This is a genomic window from Streptomyces flavidovirens DSM 40150 (genome assembly GCF_000429085.1).
Taxonomy (GTDB): Bacteria; Actinomycetota; Actinomycetes; order Streptomycetales; family Streptomycetaceae; genus Streptomyces; species Streptomyces flavidovirens.
The window spans coordinates 1-8413 of the sequence record NZ_AUBE01000046.1; the positions used below are offsets into that span (position 1 = coordinate 1).

Sequence of the window (8413 nt, forward strand, 5' to 3'; positions counted from 1 at the left end):
CCGGCCGCGCCCCCGGCCGCACTCGAACCCCCGCCCGCCGCCCCGCCGGTCGCCGCGGCGGCAGCCCCCGCGCCGGCCGCCCCCGCCGCCCCCGCAGCACCCCCCGCCACCAGACCGGCCGCTTTGACCGCGTACCCGCCGGCGAACCAGCCGATGACCGCGACCGGAAGCAGCGCCGGAATCCCGGCGTTGACCTCGTTCAGCTCACCGGCCGCCACCCGGCACCGCGCGCACTCCTCCAAATGCTTGCGCAGCCCCCGCTCCGCCCGCGTCCGCAGCCCGCCCCTGGCATACGCGCCGAGCCGGTCGGCGTACCGCGCGCAGTCGCCGCCCGCCGTCAGCGCGGTGCTCACATGCGCCTGGAGATACGCCTGCTTGAGGCCCTCCCGTGCCCGGCTCGCCAGCACAGCCGTGGCATTCGCGGTCAGCCCGAACAGCGGCGCCACCTCACTCGGCGACTCCTCCTCGACCGTGGTGTGCCACAGCACTGCCTGCCAGCGCTCGGGCAGGCTGCGAAACGCCCGCATGGCCAGCGTGCGCTCCGCCTCGTGCATGGCCCGTACGTCGGCTCCCAGCTCCAGGGTGTCGTCGTCCGACGGGTCCACCGAACGGGCGGACTGCGCGGCGAAGACCGCGAAGTCCTCGACCAGGTGCTCACGCCTGGCGGTCTTCGTCCATGCGGCGGCCACCCGCCGCACCGTCGTCAGCAGGTACGCCCGTACGGCGTGCTCGGGCCCGGAGCCCCCGCGCACCGCCTGCAGCGTGCGCGCGAACACTTCGGCCGTCAGGTCGTCGGCGGTGTGGGCGTCCCGGCAGCAGGTGCGGGCGTACCGCCGGACGGCGTCGCAGTGGCGCCGGAACAGCTCTTCGTACGCACTGTCGTTGCCCCCGCGCATCCGATGGATCAGCGCGGCGTCGGACGTCGGCGCCTGCGCCGCCGGACCACGGCCCCCGTTTCTGTCCTCGCTCCTTGCCTCGCGCTGCTGGTGGACACGCGCGTCGTCACCGTCCACAGCCGGCCGCCAAGGCCCCGGCAGTACGGTCCCGCCGCCGTGGGCGTCCGCGCGGTCATCCGCGTCTGCGCGGCGACCCCCGCCCGCCCCGCCCCCGGTGTTTCCGCCCGACCGGCGGGGCCCCGCCTGGCTCGGCACCTGTCGCGAAGGCAGGCCGTCGGGCTCCATGCCGGCACGGTCGAGCGGCTCGTCCCGCCCCTCAACACCCATAGCGGAAGCCCCCCGTAAAGCACCCTCGGCCAGAAATACCGGCCAAGAATCCCACAGAGCGAACCACGGCCCATTGCACCGACCGGGCAACCACTCATCCGGGGAGTTTTCCCGTATGCGAGCACTAGCGTTCACTCGAACGGGAAGACTCACCGCTTCAACCGCCGCCGGGAACCGGCAGGCCCGCCCGTCCGCCACCTGGCGAACAAGCGGGCCGACGGACGAAACCCCGCACCCAAGCCCTCACGGGCGTACGGGCCTACGCCGGCCTGGACCGCAGCCCCTCCAGCAGGATGTCCAGCAGCCGGTCGGAAGCCGCCGCCTGCTGCGCCGCGTCCGGCAGTGAAGGCGCGGCCGTGGCTATCACCAGCAGCACGTCGGCCACCGTCACATCGCTACGCAGCTCACCGGCCGCACGCGCCCGGTCCACCAGCCGCCCCACGACCTCCAGCAGCTCCGAGGCACCCGCGTCGTCACTCCCCAGGCCTTCGGGGCCGTCACCCACGGGCCGCTGCTCGACCAGCCGCAGCTCCGGCGCCGCCGGGCCCCCGGCCGCTCCCGGCACCGGGCCGACGGACTGCCGCTGCTGCGGCACCCGCACCTCACCCCGCACCAGCGGCGACTCGCCGCCGTCACCGCCGTCGCCGCCGTCCACGCCCACGCGCAGCACCTGCGGCGGCAGCAGCCGGCCCGCGCCGGACGCCACCGAAGTACGCAGGAAGCGGGACAGCGCCGACCACGGCTCGTCCTCCTGCCCCAGGGCCGTGCGCGCCTGATCGGTCAGCCGGGAGGTCTCCTCCTCGGCTATGCGGCGCACCAGTACGTCCTTGCTCGGGAAGCGGCGGTACACCGTCCCGACGCCGACCCTGGCCCGTCGCGCCACGTCCTCCATCGGCGCCCCGTAGCCCAGCTCGCCGAACACCTCGCGAGCGGCCCGCAGTACATGCTCAAGATTGCGCTGTGCGTCCACACGCAGCGGCGCGGAGCGAGATCCGCCTGTCCCCGCGCGCCCGTTGCCGTCGGATGTGACGGCAGACTGCCAATGAGACTCCTGAATGTGCATCAGCGTTCCCCCGGTAATGATGTCTCCCCCCGGAGACTCCCCGCCCTCATAGTCGGCCGGGACCGCAGACCTGGCCGCCCCGACGAGATACGAACATAGTTGAGCGCGCGTAGATTCAGAAGGGGGTAGTTCCGCACGGAGCGCCCGCCCGATCGGAGTATCGACCAAAACCTTCCTGATTCGGCCACTGTCGGCACCCCCTCCCCATGCGCTGACCTGCGAGCCTTCAAGGCCGAGCGGAAATCGCCGCAGCACGCGGCACACACGCCGCCCGGTCACACAATTTGCCGGGCCTGTGGACAAACTCCTGCGGCCGTTGCGTCATGGGACAGTGACAGAACCTGCGCGCATTCTCGTTGTCGGCGGCGGCTACGTCGGGATGTACACCGCGCTGCACCTCCAGCGGAAGCTGAGAAGCGGCGAGGCCGAGGTCATTGTGGTGACTCCTGATCCCTATATGACCTATCAGCCGTTCCTGCCCGAAGCGGCGGCCGGCTCCATCTCCCCGCGCCACGTCGTGGTCCCGCTCCGCCGTGTCCTGGACAAGTGCAAAATCGTCATCGGCGAGGCCAAGTCCATCGACCACGCCAAGCGCACCGCGACCGTCACGACCCTCGCCACCGAGGAGGAGGGCACCGGCGGCATGGAGATCACGTACGACGAACTCGTCCTCGCGCCCGGCTCCGTCTCCCGCACCCTGCCCATCCCCGGCCTCGCCGACTACGCCATCGGTTTCAAGACCGTCGAAGAGGCCATCGGCCTGCGCAACCACGTCATCGAGCAGATGGACATCGCGTCCGCCACCCGCGATCCCGCCGTCCGCGACGCCGCCCTCACCTTCGTCTTCGTCGGCGGTGGATACGCGGGCGTGGAGGCGCTCGGCGAGCTGGAGGACATGGCCCGCTACGCCGCCCGCTACTACCACAACGTCAAACCCCAGGACATGAAGTGGATCCTCGTCGAGGCCACGGGCCGCATCCTCCCCGAGGTCGGCGAGGAAATGGGCAAATACGCGATCCGTGAACTGCGCAGCCGCAATATCGACGTACGCCTGGAGACCCGTCTCGACTCCTGCGCGGACCGCGTCGCCGTCCTCAGCGACGGCTCGCGCTTCCCCACCCGCACCGTCGTATGGACCGCGGGCGTCAAACCGCACCCGGTCCTCGCCGCGAGCGACCTGCCGCTGAACGGACGCGGCCGCCTCACCGCCACCGCCAAGCTCACGATCGAAGGAACCGAGCACGCCTGGACCGCCGGGGACGCGGCCGCCGTACCCGACCTGACGGCGGACGAGAAGGACAAGGAGTGCGCGCCCAACGCCCAGCACGCCGTACGCCAGGCCAAGGTCCTGGCCGAGAACGTCCTGGCGTCCCTGCGCGGCGAACCGCTGAAGAACTACGAGCACAAGTACGCCGGTTCGGTCGCCTCGCTCGGTCTCCACAAGGGTGTCGCGCACGTCTACGGCCGCAAGCTCAAGGGCTACCCGGCCTGGCTGATGCACCGTACGTACCACCTCAGCCGGGTGCCCACCTTCAACCGCAAGGCACGGGTCCTCGCCGAATGGACACTCGCCGGACTCTTCAAACGCGAGATCGTTTCACTCGGCTCCCTGGAGCATCCGCGAGCCGAATTCGAACTGGCCGCGGGCGGCGAGCCACCCAAGAACAAGTGACGACTGTCAGTGCGGTCGGTCACACTGGGCATGTGACCATAGGTTGGCTCACACCCGCTCAGAGTCACCCGCTGTAACGGCACAGCAGCTCCTCCCCTCACAGCAACCCCAGCAACCCCAGCAATCCCCACAGCGACCGAAGCGTCAGCGACGCAACACAACGCAACGCGACACCATGAGGCTTGAAAGTCAGTGAACTTCACGCGCTGGAGCGCCCGTCTCCCCGGAACGCAGCGCCGCGCCGCAGCGCGGACCGACCGCGGTTCCGTCCCGGCGGCTCGCGTTGAGTACGGCCGGCAGTCCGAGCACGGGCCCGACGCCCCGGCCGCGCCCGGCGACGCCGCCATGCACCCCCCGCACCCTCTGACCGACCTCTCCGTCCGCGAGATCCTCGGCCGGCTCCCCGCGCTCGTCGCCCTGGTGTACGGCCCCGAGCACCGTGTCGCGTACGTCAACGACGCCTACGCCGCCGCCTTCGGCCCCCGCGAGACCGGCGCTCCCGCCGCCGTCGCCCTCCCCGAGCTCGACGAGCTCGGCCTGCTCCCGCTCATGGACCAGGTCCTGCGCAGCGGCACGTCCCGTACGGTCAAGTCCCGCAAGGTGCCCAAGGGCGGCTCGTACACCGTCACCTGTACGCCGATCGAGACTCCCGCCGGCCCAGCAGGGGACGAAGGCGGCGGAGAGGGCGGCGTGCTCGTCTTCGCCGCCGACGTCACCGACCACGCGGAGGCCGCCGAGCGCCTGCGCGCCAGTGAGCGCCGCCTGCGCGAGACGGCCGTGACCCTCCAGCGTTCCCTCCTCCCGCAGGAGTTGGAGCAGCCGGACGACCTGCGCATCGCCGCCACCTACCAGCCGGGCGGCACGGACGCGGCGGTCGGCGGCGACTGGTACGACGTCATCACCCTCGGCGCCGGCCGTACGGCCCTGGTCATCGGCGACGTCATGGGCCGCGGGGTGCGCGCCGCCGCCGTCATGGGCCAGCTCCGCACGGCGGTCCGCGCGTACGCCCGCCTGGACCTTCCGCCCCACGAAGTCCTGCAGCTCCTGGACGGCCTCGCCGCCGAGATCGACGCCAGCCAGATCGCCACCTGCGCGTACGCCGTCCACGACCCCAACGAGGGCCGCCTCGTGTACGCGTCCGCCGGCCACCTCCCGATCCTGGTCCGCGACGAGGACGGCACGGTCCGCCGCGCCGAGGACCACACAGGCCCCCCGCTCGGCACCGGCGGCTGGATGCACACCTCGGGCACGATCGCCCTCCCGCCGGGCTCCACGGCTGTCCTCTATACGGACGGTCTCGTCGAGCGCCGCCGCGAGGACATCGACGAGGGCGTGGCCGCGCTGGAACGCGCCCTGTCCGGCGCCACCGGCACGCCCCAGGTCGTCTGCGACCGCCTGATCCGCGCGCTGGGCGTCACGGCCGAGCACGACGACGACGTAGCCGTACTGGTCCTCCAGCACCCCACCCGCACTGGCCCGGACGCGGAGCTCTTCCACAACGCCGCACTGGAGCTGCTCGGCGGCATCGAGGCGGCCCCCCGCGCCCGCGCCTTCGCGACCGGAGTGCTGGCCTCCTGGCGTTTCCCGGTGGAGCTGTGCGACCTGGGCGTACTGGCGGCGAGCGAGCTGGTCGCCAACTCCCTCCAGCACGGCACGCCACCGATGCGCCTGCGCCTGCGCCGTACCGACCGCCGCCTGATCATCGAGGTGACGGACGGTGACGACCATCTGCCGCGCCGCCGCCGCGCCGAACCGGTGGACGAGGCGGGCCGCGGTATCTCGATCGTCGCGACGATCGCCTCGTCCTGGGGCAGCCGCCGCACGCCGGGCGGCGGCAAGGCGGTCTGGTGCGAATTCGCCCTGCCGACGGGCACGCCCTAACCGGCCGGAGCGAGGTCCTTCGCCGGTGCGCCCGACGCGACGACCAGCGACTTGGCCGGCAGCGGCTTGTCCTGCACCGCCGTCAGCCGCTTGCCGAGCCGCAGCGCCAGCACGCTGATGCCCAGCGAGAAGACGATGAAGGTGAGGATGTACGGCGCGTGCAGCGACGCGCCCATCGGCCCGCCCACCGCGGGCCCCACGGCCAGAGCGAACTGCTTGACCAGCGCGAAGGCCGAGTTGTACTGCCCGATCATCGACTCCGGCGCCAGATCGGCGACCAGCGGAGCGACGGTCGGCGACAGCATCGCCTCGCCGAGCCCGAAGAGCGCGTACGTCGAGATGAACGCGGCCGTGGCCATCGTCTGGCTGCCGTGCCCGAGACCGGCGTAACCCGCAACGACCCACGCGACGGTCCAGATGAGACCGACCAGCGCGATGACCCGCGACCGCCGCCGCCGCTCGACCAGCCGCAGCACCACGAACTGCGCGATCACGATGACCGCGGTGTTGGCGGCCAGCGCCATCCCGAGTGCCGAGGGCTCGATCCCCGCCGCCTCGGTGCCGTACGCGGCAAGGCCCGACTCGAACTGCCCGTAACAGGCGAAGAACAGCACAAACCCGAGCCCGCACAGCTGCACCATCGCCCGGTGCTTCAGCAGCGCCCGCAGTCCGCCCCCGGGAGCGGCGTCATCCTGCGGCATGGCGCCGGGAATGACAGCCGCACGCGGCAGCCGGACGCTCGCACCGATCCCGGCGAGCACCAGGAACATCACGGCCTCAATGCTGAAGAGCAGCAGGAAGCTGTCGGGCCGGCTCTCGTCGACGAGCTGGCCGCCGATCAGACCGCCGATGCCGAGGCCCAGGTTCGCCAGAAAGAACTGCATGGCGAAGGCCCGCGTACGGGTGGCGGGCGTGGAGCACCACACGATCATGGTGGCGAGCGCCGGCTGCACGACCGCCGTACCCGCGCCGAGCAGCGCGGCGGACAGCAGCACCATGGGCACGCTGCTCGCGAGCCCCATGGCCAGAGCGCCGGCGGCGGCACTGACAGCACCGCCGACCAGCACGGGCAGCGGCCCGCGCCGGTCGATGACGCGCCCGGTGAACGGCAGGACGAGAAGTGCGGCCACAGCAAAGACGGCGAGCACCACACCTGCTGTACTCGCACCCAGATCCCGCACCTGGGCGACGTACACATACAGATACGGAACGGTGAACCCGATACCGAACGCACTCAGCGCGTTCCCCATCTGGATCCGGCGCATCGCGGCGCCCATTGCCCTGGTCACACTCACCTGCCTCAAGGTTTCGAAGAAAAGAGCTGAAGTCTGAAGACTTCAACTCTAAAGTTAGGACCTCAACAATACACACCGAAGGACTTAACCGCCAACGACTCCGTGTCATACTGCGCGGCATGCCTGACACCCCAGAGCCGCACGGCCCCCAGGAGCCGAGCCTCGACGAACAGATCGCCGCCTACCAGCGGGAGTACGGCGACCTGGACCCGCAGGTCGAGAAGGTCGTCTCGGCCCTGGGCCGCCTCAACCGGCGTATGAACGTCGCGTACGGCCGCCAGGTCGCCGCACTCGGCATCAGCAACACGGAGTGGGAAGTCCTCAAGACCCTCGTGGTCTCCGGGGCCCCGTACCGGCTGGGCCCCGGCGAGCTCGCGAAGCGACTCGGCCTCACTCCGGCCGCCATGACGCACCGCATCGACCGGATGGCGGCGGACGGCCTGGTCACCCGGGACCGCGACGAGAACAACCGCGTCCGCGTGATCGTGGAGCTCACGGACGAGGGCCGCGCCAAGTGGCTTGAGGCGATGCGCATGGCGTCGAGCTTCGAGGAGGACCTGCTCCAGGACCTCTCCGCCGACGAACGCGGCTCGCTCGGCGACATGCTGATCCGCCTGCTGCGCAGGGTCGAGGACGCCCAGCCGGACGCAGGCGGCCGTCTGACGGACCTGGACTGACGGCGAATCAGCCCCGGCTCCGGTGCGGCTGCGGCGGGAGTTGGTTGGGGGTTGACACAGCCCCTGCCGATCCGTAAGGTTCTTCGAGTTGTCACAGAGCCGGAACGGTTCTGCGGCAGCCGCTCGCCGCGAACGCGGCAAACCCAACCTCTGCACGATCTCCCACTCGGAGATAATTTCGGCATGCCGGAATTTATTCGACAGGCTCGATTATGAGCCGCCCGGGAAATCCGCTAGAGTTCAGGGCGTCGGAACGGCCGAACAGCCGGAAAGGCGAATCCCGCTGACTGGGAGTCAGGCCCGAAAGGACCTGATAGAGTCGGAACCGCCGGAAAGGGAAACGCGAAAGCGAAGAACTGGAAAGCGCCGAGGAAGTCGGACACGAAAGAGTCTGATAGAGTCGGAAACACGAAATACCGAACGAAAGCCCGGAGGAAAGCCCGCGAGGGTGAGTACAAAGGAAGCGCCCGTTCCTTGAGAACTCAACAGCGTGCCAAAAGTCAACGCCAGATATGTTGATACCCCGGCCCATCTTTGGTGGGTTGGTGGTTCCTTTGAAAAGTCCTGGGTCGTCACGTGTGACGGCCCGGGCGAACACAGCG

General features: G+C 70.5%; 6 protein-coding genes. 3 read left to right on the forward strand and 3 right to left on the reverse strand.

The genetic code is table 11. The features are described from left to right. Together G412_RS36830 and G412_RS0130630 are read right to left on the reverse strand one after the other, a co-directional pair. Window positions 1-1223, reverse strand: a 1223-nt coding sequence (locus tag G412_RS36830) for a sigma-70 family RNA polymerase sigma factor (protein ID WP_037650470.1), incomplete at its 3' end; no start/stop codon positions are given. A 259-nt stretch (window positions 1224-1482) separates the two neighbouring features. Next, window positions 1483-2286, reverse strand: a complete 804-nt coding sequence (locus tag G412_RS0130630) for a TetR/AcrR family transcriptional regulator (RefSeq protein ID WP_028815363.1) — start codon at window positions 2284-2286, stop codon at window positions 1483-1485. 331 nt (window positions 2287-2617) lie between these two features. Here G412_RS0130630 and G412_RS0130635 point away from each other — a divergent pair, with 331 nt between their 5' ends. Next, complete coding sequence (locus G412_RS0130635; protein WP_028815364.1) at window positions 2618-3958, forward strand: NAD(P)/FAD-dependent oxidoreductase; 1341 nt, start codon at window positions 2618-2620, stop codon at window positions 3956-3958. Between the two features lie 192 nt (window positions 3959-4150). Then, entirely contained in the window at window positions 4151-5839 is a 1689-nt protein-coding gene (locus tag G412_RS0130640; protein ID WP_028815365.1) for an ATP-binding SpoIIE family protein phosphatase, read from the forward strand. On the opposite strand, the gene G412_RS36835 is transcribed toward G412_RS0130640, so the two are convergent. Further along, a complete protein-coding gene (locus G412_RS36835; protein ID WP_208857961.1) occupies window positions 5836-7116 on the reverse strand; it encodes an MFS transporter in 1281 nt (426 codons plus the stop codon). The two genes, G412_RS0130640 and G412_RS36835, sit on opposite strands and share 4 nt — an antisense overlap. Before the next feature lie 137 nt (window positions 7117-7253). On the opposite strand from G412_RS36835, the gene G412_RS0130650 reads away from it, so the two are divergent. After that, window positions 7254-7811 (forward strand): MarR family winged helix-turn-helix transcriptional regulator, encoded by a 558-nt coding sequence (locus tag G412_RS0130650; protein WP_028815366.1) that lies wholly within the window; start codon window positions 7254-7256, stop codon window positions 7809-7811. Window positions 7812-8413: the final 602 nt, after the last annotated feature.